Source organism: Cobetia sp. SIMBA_158 (assembly GCF_046566945.1).
Classification (GTDB): domain Bacteria; phylum Pseudomonadota; class Gammaproteobacteria; order Pseudomonadales; family Halomonadaceae; genus Cobetia; species Cobetia amphilecti.
This window is the reverse complement of sequence record NZ_JAWJYL010000494.1, coordinates 1-265: the sequence shown is the minus strand read 5'-3', so window position 1 is coordinate 265 and position 265 is coordinate 1. Positions and strand designations below refer to the sequence as shown.

The window sequence follows — 265 nt, the reverse complement described above, 5'->3', positions numbered from 1 at the left end:
CGACATGCCTGCCAGAGTGTTAACTGGCGATCGCGCGATGTCTGACGTACCACGTCCAGCGTCCGGTCACCAATACCCCGCGTTGGTGTCTTCACTACGCGCTCAAAGGCCGCGTCGTCGTTGCGGTTGGCAATCAGGCGCAGATACGAGAGCGCATCTTTGATTTCCTGGCGTTCGAAGAAGCGCATCCCGCCGTAAATACGGTACGGCATACTCGCCTGTAATCGGGCCTCTTCCAGTACACGCGACTGGGCGTTGCTGCGGT

Annotated in this window: 1 protein-coding gene; it reads right to left on the bottom strand. The window is 59.2% G+C overall.

Annotated elements, in window-relative coordinates:
• On the bottom strand, positions 1-265 hold a 265-nt coding region (locus R2R70_RS20810), incomplete at both ends, for a 3'-5' exonuclease (RefSeq protein WP_410979022.1).